The organism is Novilysobacter selenitireducens (assembly GCF_020026895.1).
In the GTDB taxonomy this organism is placed as follows: Bacteria; Pseudomonadota; Gammaproteobacteria; order Xanthomonadales; family Xanthomonadaceae; genus Lysobacter_C; species Lysobacter_C selenitireducens.
Genome location: NZ_JAINZW010000003.1, coordinates 63,732 through 78,601 on the forward strand (window position 1 = coordinate 63,732; position 14,870 = coordinate 78,601).

At 67.5% G+C, this 14,870-nt stretch carries 13 protein-coding genes; 6 read left to right on the forward strand and 7 right to left on the reverse strand.

All coding sequences use genetic code 11. The features are described from left to right. Nucleotides 1-10 precede the first annotated feature (10 nt). From K6753_RS07510 to hslO, 3 genes are all read right to left on the reverse strand, one after another. Complete coding sequence (locus tag K6753_RS07510) at nucleotides 11-2,905, reverse strand: TonB-dependent receptor domain-containing protein (RefSeq protein WP_223675835.1); 2,895 nt, start codon at nucleotides 2,903-2,905, stop codon at nucleotides 11-13. A gap of 220 nt (nucleotides 2,906-3,125) precedes the next feature. Beyond that, nucleotides 3,126-3,998, reverse strand: a complete 873-nt coding sequence (locus tag K6753_RS07515) for an XOO1806 family protein (RefSeq protein WP_223675836.1) — start codon at nucleotides 3,996-3,998, stop codon at nucleotides 3,126-3,128. A gap of 110 nt (nucleotides 3,999-4,108) precedes the next feature. Further along, complete coding sequence (gene hslO, locus K6753_RS07520; protein WP_223675837.1) at nucleotides 4,109-5,023, reverse strand: Hsp33 family molecular chaperone HslO; 915 nt, start codon at nucleotides 5,021-5,023, stop codon at nucleotides 4,109-4,111. Nucleotides 5,024-5,102: 79 nt separating this feature from the next. Here hslO and mtgA point away from each other — a divergent pair, with 79 nt between their 5' ends. The 3 genes from mtgA to K6753_RS07535 are packed head-to-tail and all read left to right on the forward strand — an operon-like array spanning nucleotide 5,103 to nucleotide 7,269. Beyond that, nucleotides 5,103-5,840 carry a monofunctional biosynthetic peptidoglycan transglycosylase gene (gene mtgA, locus K6753_RS07525; RefSeq protein ID WP_223675838.1) on the forward strand — a complete coding sequence of 246 codons (738 nt, stop codon included), beginning with the start codon at nucleotides 5,103-5,105 and terminating at the stop codon, nucleotides 5,838-5,840. Between the two features lie 18 nt (nucleotides 5,841-5,858). Next, on the forward strand, nucleotides 5,859-6,881 hold the full coding sequence (locus K6753_RS07530) for a glycosyltransferase family 2 protein (RefSeq protein ID WP_223676138.1): 1,023 nt from the start codon (nucleotides 5,859-5,861) through the stop codon (nucleotides 6,879-6,881). Then, nucleotides 6,841-7,269 carry a CBS domain-containing protein gene (locus tag K6753_RS07535; protein ID WP_223675839.1) on the forward strand — a complete coding sequence of 143 codons (429 nt, stop codon included), beginning with the start codon at nucleotides 6,841-6,843 and terminating at the stop codon, nucleotides 7,267-7,269. Before K6753_RS07530 ends, K6753_RS07535 begins: the two co-directional genes overlap by 41 nt. A 15-nt stretch (nucleotides 7,270-7,284) precedes the next feature. Here the strand turns inward: K6753_RS07535 and K6753_RS07540 are convergent, their stop codons facing one another. From K6753_RS07540 to trhA, 3 genes are all read right to left on the reverse strand, one after another. Next, nucleotides 7,285-9,165 carry an AsmA family protein gene (locus K6753_RS07540; protein ID WP_223675840.1) on the reverse strand — a complete coding sequence of 627 codons (1,881 nt, stop codon included), beginning with the start codon at nucleotides 9,163-9,165 and terminating at the stop codon, nucleotides 7,285-7,287. Between the two features lie 136 nt (nucleotides 9,166-9,301). Further along, a complete protein-coding gene (locus K6753_RS07545; protein ID WP_223675841.1) occupies nucleotides 9,302-9,673 on the reverse strand; it encodes a hypothetical protein in 372 nt (123 codons plus the stop codon). Between the two features lie 95 nt (nucleotides 9,674-9,768). Beyond that, the gene (gene trhA, locus K6753_RS07550) at nucleotides 9,769-10,476 is read right to left on the reverse strand and encodes a PAQR family membrane homeostasis protein TrhA (RefSeq protein WP_223675842.1); all 708 of its coding nucleotides are present in this window, start codon (nucleotides 10,474-10,476) and stop codon (nucleotides 9,769-9,771) included. 75 nt (nucleotides 10,477-10,551) lie between these two features. Between trhA and K6753_RS07555 the strand changes: the two genes are divergently transcribed. Together K6753_RS07555 and K6753_RS07560 are read left to right on the forward strand one after the other, a co-directional pair. Next, nucleotides 10,552-11,175 carry a sulfotransferase family 2 domain-containing protein gene (locus K6753_RS07555; RefSeq protein ID WP_223675843.1) on the forward strand — a complete coding sequence of 208 codons (624 nt, stop codon included), beginning with the start codon at nucleotides 10,552-10,554 and terminating at the stop codon, nucleotides 11,173-11,175. A gap of 1 nt (nucleotide 11,176) precedes the next feature. Beyond that, on the forward strand, nucleotides 11,177-11,785 hold the full coding sequence (locus K6753_RS07560; RefSeq protein ID WP_223675844.1) for an aspartyl/asparaginyl beta-hydroxylase domain-containing protein: 609 nt from the start codon (nucleotides 11,177-11,179) through the stop codon (nucleotides 11,783-11,785). 37 nt (nucleotides 11,786-11,822) lie between these two features. On the opposite strand, the gene K6753_RS07565 is transcribed toward K6753_RS07560, so the two are convergent. After that, the gene (locus K6753_RS07565) at nucleotides 11,823-13,427 is read right to left on the reverse strand and encodes a peptide chain release factor 3 (RefSeq protein WP_223675845.1); all 1,605 of its coding nucleotides are present in this window, start codon (nucleotides 13,425-13,427) and stop codon (nucleotides 11,823-11,825) included. Nucleotides 13,428-13,707: 280 nt separating this feature from the next. Between K6753_RS07565 and K6753_RS07570 the strand changes: the two genes are divergently transcribed. Next, a complete protein-coding gene (locus K6753_RS07570) occupies nucleotides 13,708-14,823 on the forward strand; it encodes an HDOD domain-containing protein (protein WP_223675846.1) in 1,116 nt (371 codons plus the stop codon). Nucleotides 14,824-14,870 lie beyond the last annotated feature (47 nt).

Sequence of the window (14,870 nt, forward strand, 5' to 3'; positions counted from 1 at the left end):
GCGGTGTGGATCAGAAGCGCTGGGTGTACTTCATGTACAGGAAGCGACCCGGGATTTCATACTGCGGGTCGAAGCTGTTGGCGAAGGTCGACGCGGAACGCGGCGGATCCTTGTCGAACAGGTTGTTGACACCCAGGGTCACGCGGGCGTTCCACGGTGCGTTCCAGAACACGTTGGCATCGTGGTAGGTGACCGATCCCATGCGGTTCTCCGGCGAAGCTACCGGATTGCCGTCTTCATCGTTCACGATGCGGTCCGGGTCCGAGCAGAGCAGCGCCGTGTTGGCAGCGTTGAAGCCCGTGCAGTCCTCGGTCTGGTGCGAGTAGAAGCGCGAGTTCCACGCCGCGCCCCAGTCGCCCATCTCCCAGCGCACGGCCAGGTTCGAGCGGATGCGCCAGTTGTTGTTGCGGTCCGAGTACTCGCCGACCAGGTTGCCACCTTCGCTGACTTCGCCGCGGGTGCCGTCGCCGTCGAAGTCGTACTCGACGCTCGACAGGTAGGTGCTGTCCCAGATGAAGTTGAAGTTGCCGTACGCCGTATCCGGCATGCGGTAACCGACCGTCATGTCGTAACCCTCGACCTCGGCGCTGCCGATGTTGAGGCCCGACGACAGCAGGTCGACGATGGAGCCGTTGGCGCCGCGGGTGATCAGGCCGCAGGCCTGCGCGTCACCGTCGCGGATGCAGCGGTCGGCAATCGCCTGGCCCGACAGGCCGCTGATGGTGTCGTCCAGTTCGATGTTCCACCAGTCGAGCGAAACGTCGAAGCCCTCGATGAACGACGGGTTCCAGACGAAGCCCAGCGTGCGGGACTCGGACTTTTCCGGCTGCAGGTTCGGGTTACCACCGACCGTGATGCGGATCTGCGAGTTGGTCTGGTTGTAGCCGCCCGCCGGCACGCCTGCGGACGTGCAGCGTGCCTGCTGCTCGGCGCTCAGGCCCGGAAAGTTGACGTTGTTGCAGGGGTCGAGCAGGGTCGGGAACGAATCCGCCTCGCCCGCAAACAGCTCGCCGATGGCCGGGGCTCGGAAACCTTCGGCCCAGTTACCGCGCACCAGCAGGTCCGAGATCGGCTTCCACTTGAACCCGAACTTGCTGTTGAGCGTGTCGCCGAAGTTACTGTAGTCCGAATAGCGCGTCGCGACACTGAACTCCAGCAGCTCGGCACCCGGGATGTCGGCCAGCACCGGGATGGCGAACTCGAGGTACGCCTCGTCCAGCGAGTAACCGCCAGCGGTGGCCGTGCGAGCATTGCCGGTGGTGTCGCCGGCGTTGATCAGCGCGTCGGGCTGGTCGTAACCGGACTCCTTGCGGTTTTCCAGGCCGAACGAGAAGGCCAGCGGGCCGCCCGGCAGGTCGAACAGCTCGCCACCGATGCTGCCGTAGTAGGTGCGCTGCTTGTAGCCGAACGAATCTTGGGCCACGAAGGACACGTAGTTCAGCATCTCCGGGGTGATGGTGCCTTCGCCGCCCAGGAAGTTCAGCGGTACACAGCCGTCGATCTGGGTGGAGGCATCGCCCGGGGTGCTGACGCAGATCGGCGTGCCGTCGACGACCATCGACGGGCCGAGGGCGTTCTTCAGCTTGCTGTACTGGAACAGGCCGAACGTGGTGTCGTTCTGCTCGTTCTCGCCGTAGAAGTAGCCCAGGTCCCAGGTGTAGAACCGGTCGCCGACGTCGAAGCTGCCTTCGAACCCACCATTGAACGCGAAGGTATCCACGTCCTGGTTGAACGAACGGCCGCCGGTCTCGGTGACGCGGCGCTGCACCCAGTCGATGTTGCGGCCAAACGGGTTGTAGATGCTGTCTTCGCTGATGACGGTGTCATCCGGGCCGAACGCCGGCGCACCGTTGCCGAAGATCGGGATGATGACCACCGGCATGGCTGCCAGCAGCTGCTCGGAGCGGCGCTGGTTGAACTGGGTCGTGGCACGGAAACGGATGTCGTCCGTGATGTCCAGGCTGCCGTTGGCGAACAGCGAGGTGCGCTCCTGCGGCGTGATCAGGTAGTTGTCAGGCGCGAAGTTGTAGTTGTCGATGCTGCCGCGGTAGGTCGTGTATCCCTCCGGGGCGGTCGGGTTGATCTGCCACAGGCCGTACTCGCCGTTCGGATGCTCGCAGAACTGGGTATCGCCCAGGATGCAGAAGGTGCCGTCCGGGGTGGTGGAGCTGCCGCCGAAGCCCGGCGTCGAGCCGAACACCGGTACCGCGGAGATCTCGCGGTCGCCGGCCATGACCGGATCTTCCTTGACGTAGCCGATGCCGAACATCGCCGACCAGCGGTCGCCACTGGAACCGACGGTGAAGTCGTAGGCCTGGCGGGCGCCGTCGCCCTGCTCGAACTGGCCGTAGTAGGCGTTGGCTTCGGCGCCTTCGAAGTTCTGGCGCAGGATGACGTTGACCACGCCCGCGATGGCGTCGGAGCCATAGATCGCCGAGGCGCCGTCCTTCAGGACTTCGATGCGCTCGACGGCGGCGGTCGGGATGGTGTTCAGGTCGACTGCGCCACCCAGGCCGGTGCCACCGACCCAGCGACGGCCGTTGACCAGCACCAGGGTGCGGTTGGAACCAAGGTTGCGCAGGCTGACGCGGGTCTCGCCGTTGCCGCCGTTGTTGTAGGTGCTGTTGAGGGTCGAGCCGTTCGCCGAGATGTTCTGGATCACATCGCCGACGGAGGTCAGGCCCTGGGCCGCGATTTCCTCGCGGTTGAGCGAAAAGACCGGCTGCGAGGTCTCGATATCGGTGCGCTTGATGCGCGAGCCGGTGACTTCGATACGGTCAAGGGTGGTGGCTTCCTGCTCTTCGGCGTCCTGGGCGAATGCGACGCCCGTGCCGGCAGCAGCGGTTGCGCCCACGACGAGCGCGAAGGAAATCGCGTCGCGGAGCTTGGTGGTCTTCAAGGTCATCTCTCTCTCCAAGTCAGTCTTGGTTTCCCATGGGAACCCGCCGGTGGAGTCAAGTGAGACGCCAAATCCGGCAAGGCCGCGCCGATACTAGCCCCCTCCGGACAAAAATTAAAGTGTTGTTAACAAACAAGAACGCCGCCCTGTTGAGGGCGGCGTTATTCTTTCTAATCAATGGTTTAGGTTCGAATAGACCTGTTCAGGTCCCGTGAAGACCAAAAATCTACAGGTCCTGCTCGTACCGGACATAGGGAACCGTGCCCTCTTCCTTGTCGCCATTGTTGGGCGCAAAGGGGTTCTTGCCGCGGGTCACGACGTTCTCGGCTCCCACCGTGAGCTGGCCGCTCCACGGCGTGCGCCACGTCAGGCCCAGGCCGAGTCCTTCCCACTGTCCGTCCTGCTCGGGCGTATCGACGACACGCCCGATGATGCTGGCCCCGAAGTCGCCGATGTCGGCGCCGACGGTCACGCTCTGCGTGTTCCAGCGATCGTTGAAATGGCTGCTGACGGAGTCGGGCACTTCGCCCGCGGGGATCAGGCGGGCGCGGGCCCACGTGCCGCCGATGGATACGGTGGCTTCGCGGCCGATGTTCTTCTGGCCGTAGACGGTCAGCGTGTTTCCATCCACCTGCTCGCTGCGGCCACTGGGGCTCAGCCAGCTGGGCAGGGTGTCGCGCCCTTCACCTATAGATAGGCCGACACGGTTGCCGTTACGCGACAGGCTGGCGCCCGCCGCCAACTGGCGTGACCCGCCACGGGAGCGGTCGCCGTCGAGCGATGCCAGCATGCAGTGGTTGGCCAGGTTGCCGATGGCGCCTGCCAGGCCGGCCTTGCGATCGCATACCAGGCCGAGCGAGTCGCCAGCGGTCGCACCGAGGTTGGCATCGAGCAGGTTACGGCCTACGCGCCAACGGCCGCCCGCATTGGGGGCAGGTTCGAGCAGCAGGACAGCTTCGAGGTTGCCGCTTGCCCGGTTCCACACGGGCAGGACGGTGCTATCGGTGCGGGCGCTGTTGCCGGATTGCGCGTGCGCGCCGCCGGCCAGCCCGAGGGCCAGCAGGAGGGCAAGCGGCAATTGCAGCGATCGCGTCTTCATTCCGTTGCTCTACGACCCGTCCTGGTCGGCGGAGTTCCCGCCGGGATGAGGCAGGGACTATAGGCGATTTATGTTTATTTAACAATTGCCGCCGGTCGGCGGTACGTCCCCTACTGCACCCGCTCCGGGGCCGACATCTCCTGGCCATGGAGCGTCAGTAGTGTCTCGACTTCCCCCGCGGTAAAGCTGTAACGCTGCCCACAGAATTCGCAACGCACTTCGGCTTGCCCGTCGGCCGCAGCCGCCCGCGCCTCCTCGGGACCCAGCGACGCGAGCATTGCGGAGACGCGCTCACGCGAGCACGAGCACGCGAAGGCCAGCGGTTTGCGACCCAGCAACTCCACACCGTCCTCGTGGAACAGTCGCGTCAGCAACGTATCGCCGGGCAGTTCGAGCAGTTCAACCGGGCCGAGCGTGTCGAACAGCGCGCCCACCCGAAGCCAACCGTCCTCGTCGCCCTCGTCGCCCGGGAGCTTCTGCAGCATGAGTCCCGCCGCCCGGTCCCCGTCAGCCGCCAGCAGTAGGCGGGTGGGGAGCTGTTCGGACTGCTGGAAGTAATCCTCCAGTGCGCCCGCCAGCGTGTCGGACGTGAGCGACACCAGCCCCTGGTAGCGGAGCGGCTCCTGACCCTGCGCGCCGGGACGCGGGTTCTCGACGGTGATCGCCAGCACTGCGTCAGGCCCCAGGTCGCGCAGGTCCCGCGTGGGCGTCGCGCCCTCGCCCAGTTGCACGATGCCGCGCAGGGTGCCGGCGGCGGTGCATTCGGCGAACAGCGTCCGGATCGCACCGTTGGCCTGCAGTTGGAGGGACAGCCGTCCGTCGACCTTGGTGTGCCCAGTCAACAACGCGGCGGCGGCGCTGGCTTCACCCAGCAGCTCGGCGGCGGCGGCCGGATAGTCCTCCCTTTCGCGGATCTGCCGCCAGGTGTCCTGCAGATGCACCCTGACGCCCCGGACCCCGGCCCCCAGAATGAGGAAGCGCGTCAGGCCATCGAGGTCGAGGGAGGAGGGGTCTTGGTCGGTCATGGGGCACTCGGGGTGGGGCTGCGGTGATAATGGACATGCAAACGTGCATGCGACGTGGCGTAAGTGGGGGCGCAAGGAGATGACGCAAGCGACGGGGCCCAAGGGCGCCAGGAAATCGAGATGGCGTCGCTGGGGCCGCTGGCTGCTGGCCATGCCGTTGCTGGTCATGCTGGCGACCGTGCTGCAGGTGCTGGTACTGCGCTGGGTAGACCCACCTTTCAGCGCCTTCATGGCCGCGCGTCAGGTCGAAGCGTGGCGGTCCGGCGATCGGGATTTCCGGATGTCATACGCATGGCGGGACCTGGGTGCGATCGCCCCCGAGCTGCCTTTGGCGGTGATCGCCTCGGAAGACCAGAACTTCAGCCGCCACCATGGCTTCGACCTGGAGGCGATCGAGAAAGCGCGTGCCCACAACGCGCGCGGCCGCTCCACGCGCGGCGCCAGCACGATCAGCCAGCAGACCGCCAAGAACCTGTTCCTGTGGAGCGGTCGCAGCTGGGTGCGCAAAGGGATCGAGGCCTGGTACACGCTGCTGATGGAAGCGCTGTGGCCCAAGACCCGCATCCTGGAGGTGTACGTCAACGTGGCCGAGTTCGGCGATGGGGTTTACGGCGCCCAGGCGGCGGCTCGGCGCTACTTCGGGCGGGACGCCGACCGCCTCACTGCAAGCCAGGCCGCGCGCCTGGCCGCGGTGCTGCCCAGCCCCCGCCGCTACAGCGCGGCCAACCCGGGCCCGTACGTGCAGCGCAGGACGCGGGCCATCGAGCGGCAGATGCGCTACATCGGCGGCCGTGCGCACCTCGAAGCGCTGGACTGAGCCGCTACCATGCGCGGCATGCCCCATGACCTGCTGACTGTTGTCGTCGCCGCCTACAACGAGGGCGACAGCCTGCCGTTGCTGCACCCGCGTATCGCGGCCGTGCTCGAGGGACTCGAGTCCCAAGGCGTCACCGGGCGCGTGCTTTACGTCGATGACGGCAGCACCGATGGCACCTGGTCTGTATTGCAGGGCCTGGCGGCGGGCGACGCACGGGTCGGGCTTTTGCGGCTGTCGCGCAACTTCGGCAAGGAACTGGCGCTGACGGCCGGACTGGATCGCGTGGACGAAGGCGCCGCACTGATCCTCGACGCCGACGGCCAGGACCCGCCCGAGCTGATCCCCCGGTTTGTCGAGCTGTGGCAAGACGGCTTCGACGACATTCACGGCACACGTCTCGTGCGGGACGGCGAGGGCTGGCTGAAGCGCGCGACAGCGCATGCGTTCTACCGGGTGATCGGCCGCCTGTCGCGTACGCCGATCCCGGCCGATACCGGCGACTTCCGGCTGCTGTCGCCTCGTGCGCTGGCGGCGCTGGCGCAGCTGCGCGAACGCCACCGCTTCATGAAGGGCTTGTTCGGGTGGGTCGGCTTCAACCGCACCTCGATCCCGTACCACCGCGAGCCGCGTGCCGCCGGTGCCAGCAAGTTCAACTTCTGGCGCCTGTGGAACCTTGCGTTGGAGGGCATCACCAGCTTTTCGACTGCGCCCTTGCGTCTGGCCACGTACCTGGGCCTTGCCACGGCCGCGCTCGCGTTCGTCTACGGGCTCTGGGTCATCGCAAAGGCGCTGCTCTGGGGCGACCCCGTAGCCGGCTGGCCGACGATGATGGCGGTGATCTTGTTCCTGGGCGGCATCCAGCTGATCGCCCTGGGCCTGATCGGCGAATACCTGGGCCGCCTGTACGAGGAGTCCAAGCAGCGGCCGCTTTACCTGGTCGACGTCTGGCGGCCTGCGGCAGGAGTATCCTCGCGGCAGGTTCCAGTCGGAGGAAGCGGCCATGCGCACCGTTCGGCAGCTGCTGGAGGCGAAGGCGCCTGAAGTCTTCGCGATCGGTCCGGACGCACCGGTCATCGATGCGATCCGCCTTATGGCGGAAAAATGCATCGGAGCCGTGCTGGTGATCCAGGATGGCCGCCTGGCCGGGATCCTGTCCGAGCGCGACTACGCGCGGAAGATCGTGTTGCAGGGACGCTCGTCGGCCACCACGCCCGTGCGCGAGATCATGACCTCCGACGTCGTGACGATCGGGCTGGACGAAACCACCGATCGTTGCATGCAACTGGTCACCGACCGCCGCATCCGGCACCTGCCGGTAACCAGCAACGGACAGGTGCTCGGCGTGGTTTCCATCGGCGACCTGGTCAAGGCGGTCATCGAAGACCAGCAGGTCGAGCTGGACCAGTTGCAGCGCTATATCGCGAGCTGAGCCGCACGGCCCGTTTCACTCCGCGTACTGGCCACCGCACGCCGCGTTTTCGCCCGGCCCCAGTTCCAGCGTGGCCAGCAGGCCGGCGGGCGGCGCGACGCTGGCCAGCGTTAACGCGATCGCACCGCGCAACCCGAGCCGTTTGAAGTCGGGACGGATGTCGGGGTCGGCGAAGCTCCCGGTCACCACCAGCGGCGAGCGCAACGACAGCAGGCTGCGATCCTTCGGGCGGGGCCGGATGAGCAGGTCCAGGCGCTCGTTGCGCAGGCTGATCGTGCCGGAGCCCACAAGGATCGTGTCGGTGGTGTCGAACGCCAGCGCACGTGCCTGCATCACGCCATTCTTGACGCCGAAGTCCCCGAAGGCGCAGCGCACGGGGATCTGCCGGTCATCGGTCATCTTGAACTTGATGATTTCCGCCAGGTCGAGCCCGGCGAATTCCATCAGCAGGTTGCTGATGCGCCCCGGGCCCATGCCGATGGCGACGTCGCCACTGCTGGTCCCGAGCATGCCGGCGACGGAATTGCCTTGGCCCGCCAGCGTCACGCGACCGCCGACCTTGCCGACCGCATCGCGGGCCAGCTCGACCGTGGGCAGCAACTTGGCCAGAGTCAGCCCGCGCGCGTTGATGTCGGCGCGAGTGCGGATGGTGTCCTCGCGTGCATCCATCTGGATGGTGGACCGGATATCGCCGTCGGCCACGCCGAAATTGAGCGGATCCAATCGCAGCTGCCCGCCTCCCAGGAACAGGTGCGCGTCCATGTCCTCCAGGGGCCAACCGGGTGCCTCAAGCGTGGCGGCGCGCAGGCGCACGTCCGCATCCATGGCGCGCAGCTTGTCGAGCTCGTAGGGCGTATCCGGTAGGACCCTGCCGCGCGCCCGCGTGTCCCGGTTGGCTGCTGTCAGTTCCGAGTTTCCGGTCTCGCCGGCCCCCGATTTCGGCGCGCCACCGACGAACCCGGCCAGATCGTCGAAATCGAGGTGCTGCGAGCGCAGGTCCGCACGCAGGAACGGGCGCTCCCCTGACGTATCGACACTGGCAGTGCCGGCCAGGTCGCTGTCGCCGACCTGGCCCGACAGGTCCTTGTAGGTCCACACCCGGCCGTCGCGCTGCAGGCGTCCGTCGAGCGTGTAGGGCGGTGTGTTGGGCGTGGCGATGCCGATCAGCGGGTACAGATCGGCGAGGTCGCGGCCGGCCAGCTCGAGCTTCAGGTCGAAGTCGCGGAAGCGGAACGGATTGACCAGCGCGCCGCGCGCGTGGGCACGTGTCGGGCCGGCTTCGGCCTGCAGGTCGACGCGGTACGGCCGCTCGCTGTCGCGCAGCTCCAGCGGCGACTCGGTGACGCCCTGTATGTCGAACGGCTCGCCCTTCCAGATGCCGTCACCGGCGATGCCGACCGGTGCGTTTCCGCCGCGACGCGAACGTCGGCTGACGACCGCCACGTCGATACGGGTGTCGTTGGCGGCATCCTGGAAATGCAGGCGCCCGTCTTCGATCCAGATGTCGCCCAGATGCGGGCCCGGCCCATCGCCGTCGCCGAACGTCCAGTTTCCGCCTGGTTCCTCGCCCGCCTCGAACCACACCTCGGGTGAGCTGAGCCTGAGTTCGGGCAGGCGCACGTTGCCGGTGAACAGGGCAGGGACGTCGACCGTGAACTGCAGCAGGTCGGCGGAGGCCATTGCGTCGCGCTTCGACCACGCCACGTTCCCCAGCGTGAGGTCGGCCGCGCGGATCGTGGTGATCCGGCCGAGGTCGACGTCCAGGTCTCCACCGATGTCGAAACTGCGCCCGGTACGGGCTTCGACCTGGCGCTCAACGGGGCCGCGGAACCAGTTCCAGTCCCACAACAGGATGAGCGCCAGCAGTGTGGCCAGCGCGGCGGTCAATGCGGTCAATACCGGATGCGCGCGAATTGATGCCCCCACGCGCTGGAAATGGAGCGCCGGACCGGTGCGTGTTCCGGTCGGGCGCTCCTGCGGCGACGTTGAGGTCATTCAAGTGCCCCGACTGCGTTCGATCGCCCCGAGCCAGTCAGCCGGCTTGGCACGTGAAGCTGCCGCCTTCATCCCGTACCAGCGTGCCGCCTTCGGCGTCGCCGGTGAACTCGATCGCTTCGCCCGCAAACGTCGCGGTGGACGCGCCGGAGCTGCGCGAGAGCTCGACGGTGCGTCCGTCGGCCAGCATGACCTGCGCGGTGTCGCCGTCGACGCTGACGCGATGGTCGCCATCGCAGGTGTAGGTCGCCATCGTCAGCGCGTCCTCTGCCGGCGGCGTGGCGTCGGTCGTGGGCTCGGTTGCCGCCGGCGTCGCATCGCTGGCCGGTGTCAGGTCGGAATGGTCGCGGCACGCGGACAATGCCAGCGCCAGTGCAAGGGTCGAGATGGCCATCATCGGGGTACGCACGTGGGTCTCCTCCTGCGGGTTGCGGAAGGCCCACCATCCCGACGGCCGGGTCAAGCCGGGGTGAACAGCCGCTTGAATCCAGCGCGACGCCGCACTCAGGCCGCCGGATGGATCTGCGCCAGTACCGACACGTAGTGGCACACGCTGCCGGCGACCACGAACAGGTGCCAGATCGCATGCGAGTAAGGCAACGAAGGCCGGTGGTAGAAGACCGTGCCCAGCGTGTAGCAGACGCCGCCGGCCAGCAGCCAGCCGAACGTCCATGCATCCAGCGCCGCCAGCAGGGGTTTGATCGCCACCAGCACCAGCCAGCCCATTGCGATATAGATGGCGGTCGACAGGCCCCGGAAGCGGCCGGTGAAGAACAGCTTGAACACGACCCCGGCCAGCGCCAGCGTCCAGATCGCCGCGAACAGGCCCCAGCCCCAGGGTCCGCGCAGGCCGATGAGCGTGAACGGCGTATAGGTGCCCGCGATCAACAGGTAGATCGCGCAGTGGTCGAACACTTTCAGCCGGCCCTTGAGCACCGGGTGCTGCACGGCGTGGTACAGCGTCGATGCCAGGTACAGCAGCAGCAGGCATAGACCGAACACGATCGCGCCCGCCAGTTTCCAGCCATCCCCGTTCAATGCCGCCAGCGTCACCAGCACCGCGCCACCGGCCAGTGCCGCCGCTGCGCCCAAGCCGTGGGTCAGCGCGTTGGCGAGCTCCTCGCGGACATGATGGGATTCCGGCCCGCGACCCGCCGTTGCACGTGACGCGGCGGGGCCGGAGTGGTGGTCATGCGGAACGGGGGGCTGCATGGCCCGATCCTACCGTACGCAGGCGAACGGGCGGGGCCCGTATGATCGTCCGATTCCAATCGCTGTCGGCACCGCATGATCATTTCCCACGAACACCGCTTCGTCTTCGCCGCCATCCCCAAGACGGGTACCCACTCGGTGCGCCAGGCCCTGCGGGAGCACATGAGCGAGGCGGATCTCGAACAGGTCGGCCTGTTCGTCAACAAGCGGTTCCCGTTCGAGGAGCTGGCCCGGATCAGCCATGGCCACATCTCGCTGCAGCAGGTGCGCCCCTTTCTCGGCGAAGAGGCCTTCGGCGACTATTTCAAGTTCGCCTTCGTGCGCAATCCGTTCGATCGCTTCGTCTCGTACTGCGCCTTCATGACGCGGGCCAACGGCGCCTTCCTGGCCAACCCGCAGGCGGTGATGCACCACCTGCTGTTCGTCCAGCCACCCGAGCAGCACATCCTGTTTCAGCCCCAGCACACCTTCCTGGTCGACGAACAAGGCCGGCTGTTGTCGGAGATGGTCGGGCGCGTGGAGGACATGCAGGCGTCCTACGACGCGATCTGTGCCCGGATCGGCATCCCGACGGCAACGCTGGGCCAGGTCAACAGTTCGCGCCGCGGCGGGTACCGGGACTACTATGACGCGCGCTCCCGCGATGAGGTCGCGCGCCGGTACCAACGCGACCTGGAACTGTTCGGATACGAGTTCTGACATGTACGCCAATCCCCGCAAGACCGAATCGATCCGCCGCCTTGGCCCGGTCGATATCGCCGCGCTTCGCCAGGCGGTGCTGCGCATCGACGAGGCGCGCTGGGATGCCGAGAACGCCGACAAGCCCAACCGGTTCGAGGCCCTCGACCGTACGCGCCACATCGTGTTCCGCTTCGTCAGTAACTTCCAGGACTGGCGCGATTCCTACGACCGCCCGCTCTGGGGGGACTGGAAAGGACTGCTCGAGCCGGTGCTGGCGCAGGCGGTGCGTGATTACGGCTACAAGGACGCCGCCTTTCCCCGCGTCATGCTGGCGCGCATGGCGCCCGGGGGCGTCATCAAGCCGCACCGGGACGCCAATCCCGCCGCGAAGTGGCCCCACAAGATCCACGTGCCGCTGGTGACCAACGACAAGGTGACGTTCTTCGTCGATGGCGTGGGCTACCACTTCCCGGAGGGCGAAGCCGTGGAAGTCAGCAACATGGCGGTACACGCGGTGGAAAACGCGGGCGATACCGACCGCATCCACCTGATCTTCGAGTACTACGACCGCGAGCAGCCCGAGCCGGAGTGGCTGGCGCAGCTGCCGCCGCGGCCGGCGATGCGCTGAGGGATACCGCCCGGAGGCGTCGGGTCGCGCGAATCTCTCAGTCCACCGCCACCGCGTGTGCGTGCTCGCGCGTGGCCAGGAACGTCACGTCCGGGGCGCGTTCCTGTGCCAGTTGCAGGTTGACGCGGGTCGGGGCGAGGTAGACCAGCTGGCCGGCGGCGTCCTCGGCCAGGTTCATCGCGTTCTTGTCGCGGAACTCCTCCAGCTTCTTCGCGTTGTCGCAGCGGATCCAGCGCGCCGTGGCGACCGACACCTGCTCGAACGTCGCGTCGACGCCGTACTCGTCCTTCAAGCGGTAGGCCACCACGTCGAACTGCAGCACGCCGACCGCGCCCAGGATCAGGTCGTTGCTCATCAACGGCTTGAAGAACTGGGTCGCGCCTTCCTCGCTCAGCTGCGCCAGGCCCTTCTGCAGCTGCTTGAGCTTGAGCGGGTCGCGCAGCCGCGCGCGGCGGAACAGTTCCGGCGCGAAGTTGGGGATGCCGGTGAACGACAGCTTCTCGCCCTCGGTGAAGGTGTCGCCGATGGAGATCGTGCCGTGGTTGTGGATGCCGATGACGTCGCCCGAGTACGCGGTCTCGGCGATCTCGCGGTCCGACGCCATGAAGGTCAGCGCGTTGGCCAGCTTCATGTCCTTGCCGCTGCGCACGTGGAAGGCCTTCATGCCCGCCTCGAACTTGCCCGAGCAGATCCGCATGAACGCCACGCGGTCGCGGTGCTGCGGGTCCATGTTCGCCTGGATCTTGAACACGAAGCCGGTGAGCTTGTCCTCGGTCGCCGCGACCTCGCGCGTGGTGGTCTCGCGCGGACGCGGCGGGGGGGCATGCTCGACGAAGAAGTCCAGCAGCAGCTGCACGCCGAAGTTGTTGACGGCCGAGCCGAAGAACACCGGCGTCTGCTCGCCGCGCAGGTAGGCGTCCTTGTCGAACGGGTGGCTCGCGCCCTGCACCAGCTCCAGCTCGTCGCGCAGCTCGGCCAGTGCCTGCTCGCCGATCCGCGCGGCCAGGCCGGGGTCGTCGATGGACGGGAAGATGGTCGAATCCTGGCGGGTGAAGTTGCGGCCCTGCTCGTACAGGTGCACCTCTCCGGTGATCAGGTGGACCACGCCCTTCAAGCGCTGCCCCATGCCGATCGGCCAGGTGATCGGTGCGCACTGGATGCCCAGCACCGACTCGACCTCGTCCAGCAGCTCGATCGGGTCCTTGCCCTCGCGGTCCAGCTTGTTGATGAAGCTCATGATCGGTGTGTCGCGCAGGCGGCAGACCTCCATCAGCTTGATCGTGCGCTCCTCCACGCCCTTGGCCACGTCGATCACCATCAGCGCCGAGTCCACCGCGGTCAGCACGCGGTAGGTGTCCTCGCCGAAGTCGGCGTGGCCGGGGGTGTCGAGCAGGTTGACGATGCGCCCCTCGTACGGGAACTGCATCACCGAGGACGTCACCGAGATGCCGCGCTCCTTCTCCAGTGCCATCCAGTCGGACGTCGCATGGCGCGCGGCCTTGCGGCCCTTGACGCTGCCGGCCATCTGGATCGCGCCGCCGAACAGCAACAGCTTCTCCGTCAGCGTGGTCTTGCCCGCGTCGGGGTGGGAAATGATGGCGAAGGTGCGGCGGCGCAGCGCCTGCTGGGATACGTCGGACATGGCGATGACGCGCGATGCGCGTCCGGGCGGGCTTGAGGAAGCCGGGCAGTATACCGGCGGCCGGGGGCGGGACGGTCGCCCGGTACCGACGGAGGGCGTCGCGTCGAGAGCGGCAGGGCCTGCAGTCCGGGGCGGTCCACGCGGCGTCGAGAAGTGCGCCCGCTCGCTCGGGTTGCGCCAACGGCGCCGACGGTGGAAGTGCGATGGCCATCACGCCCGGCCCCTTCAGGGAACCGGCCAGCCGGCCGTTACCCATTCAGGTCGGGACCGAGGAGCTGTCGTGTTCATTGTGATCGTGGGTGAAAAGGGCGCGCGCGCCGCCGAGTTCGAGCAGGCGCTGGCGGATTTCGGGCTGGACTGGGACGTGCTGTGGGTGGCCGATGCGGGTGCCGTGATGGCGCTGCCGGGCGACCGTGCGCCTGACGCCGTAGTCGCCGAGCGCGAACTGGCGGACGAATCCGGTCCCCAGTTGCTGGCACAGGTCCGCGCCCGCTACCCGGAGGCCGTGCGCATCCTGCTGCTGGACGAAGGCGACGGTGCCGGCGTCGAGCAGGTGCTGGAGAGCGCCCACCGCCTGCTGCGCAAGCCGATGGACGCGGGCGAATTGATCGAGGCGGTCGAGAGCGTGATCGAGCTGCGCGAACTGCTCGACAACGAATCGCTGAAGGAAGCCATCGGCAAGATCGGCTCGCTGCCGCCGCCGCCGCAGCTCTATATCGAACTGACCCAGCTGCTGCGGGACGCGGACACCACCACCGCCGATGTCGCCGAAGTGCTGTCGCAGGACCCGGCGATTGCCGCCAAGGTGCTGCGCCTGTGCAACTCCGCCTACTTCTCGGCCGGTCGCGTGGTCACGGACATGCGCACCGCCGTGACCCGTCTGGGCCTGACGACCATCCAGCGCCTGGTGCTGGCCGCCGAGGCCTACAACGGCACCGGACCGGCCAACGGCATCGACCGCGACGCGATGCAGGACCGTGCACTGCGCACCTCGCGCCTCGCCGCCCGCCTGCTGGGTGGACCGAGCGCCGAACTGGCCGCCACCGCCGGCCTGCTGGCCGAGGTCGGCATGTTGCTGCCCGACGTGCGCATCCCCGGCCGCGAGGCCGAGGAAGCCGCCGCAGGCGACGGCCAGGGCCCGCACTACGCCGAGGCCGGCGCCTACCTGCTGGGCCTGTGGGGCCTGCCGATGCCGATCGTCGAGGCCGTCGCCAGCCACCACCAGCCGGGCCGCATGCGCATGTCCGGCTTCTGGGTCGCGGGCGCGGTGCACGTGGCGTCGGCCCTGGTCGGCGGCACCGAGGTCGACGAGGCCTACCTGCGCTCGGTCGGCATGCTCGACAAGCTGCCGCAGTGGCGCGCGCTGGCGGAAGAGCAGCTCGCCGAAGCGGCGTAACTATTCCCTGTAGGAGCGGCTTCAGCCGCGATCGGATCTCCACGGAG

Excerpts from the sequence above, each read along its gene's own strand:
- K6753_RS07510 (WP_223675835.1), bottom strand. The coding sequence starts at position 2,905 with ATGACCTTGAAGACCACCAAGCTCCGCGACGCGATTTCCTTCGCGCTC.
- K6753_RS07515 (WP_223675836.1), bottom strand. The coding sequence starts at position 3,998 with ATGAAGACGCGATCGCTGCAATTGCCGCTTGCCCTCCTGCTGGCCCTC.
- hslO (WP_223675837.1), bottom strand. The coding sequence starts at position 5,023 with ATGACCGACCAAGACCCCTCCTCCCTCGACCTCGATGGCCTGACGCGC.
- mtgA (WP_223675838.1), top strand. The coding sequence starts at position 5,103 with ATGACGCAAGCGACGGGGCCCAAGGGCGCCAGGAAATCGAGATGGCGT.
- K6753_RS07530 (WP_223676138.1), top strand. The coding sequence starts at position 5,859 with ATGCCCCATGACCTGCTGACTGTTGTCGTCGCCGCCTACAACGAGGGC.
- K6753_RS07535 (WP_223675839.1), top strand. The coding sequence starts at position 6,841 with ATGCGCACCGTTCGGCAGCTGCTGGAGGCGAAGGCGCCTGAAGTCTTC.
- trhA (WP_223675842.1), bottom strand. The coding sequence starts at position 10,476 with ATGCAGCCCCCCGTTCCGCATGACCACCACTCCGGCCCCGCCGCGTCA.
- K6753_RS07555 (WP_223675843.1), top strand. The coding sequence starts at position 10,552 with ATGATCATTTCCCACGAACACCGCTTCGTCTTCGCCGCCATCCCCAAG.
- K6753_RS07560 (WP_223675844.1), top strand. The coding sequence starts at position 11,177 with ATGTACGCCAATCCCCGCAAGACCGAATCGATCCGCCGCCTTGGCCCG.
- K6753_RS07565 (WP_223675845.1), bottom strand. The coding sequence starts at position 13,427 with ATGTCCGACGTATCCCAGCAGGCGCTGCGCCGCCGCACCTTCGCCATC.